Source organism: Sutterella massiliensis (genome assembly GCF_016899755.1).
Taxonomy (GTDB): Bacteria; Pseudomonadota; Gammaproteobacteria; order Burkholderiales; family Burkholderiaceae_F; genus Sutterella; species Sutterella massiliensis.
The window spans coordinates 1-249 of the sequence record NZ_JACJJC010000495.1 but is presented as its reverse complement, the minus strand read 5'-3'; the positions used below and the strand labels follow the sequence as shown (position 1 = coordinate 249).

Annotated in this window: 1 pseudogene; it reads right to left on the bottom strand. The window is 46.2% G+C overall.

Going from position 1 to position 249, the window contains the following annotated elements:
* Nucleotides 1–249 (bottom strand): annotated as a pseudogene (locus H6A60_RS14645) (glycoside hydrolase family 65 protein); the annotation flags it as partial.

Here is a 249-nt window from a genome sequence, read left to right as displayed (position 1 = left end):
GTACATAGACTTTCTTTTCCACCCCTACTCCTGTCACCGTAACCTTTTTCCAGTGCAAAGGCAAAACCGAAGGCAACTGTATAATGCCTTCTTCGGTTACTTGAAGCCCACAAAATCCATTCAGCACGGCTTGAAGCAAGCCTCCTGCTCCAGTCATAAAATAAGGGTTGTTGCTTGAAGATGTTTCAGACAGTACCCCGAAAGGAGGACGCCAGTTAGGCTGATAACAACGGCAGAACATTTCATAGG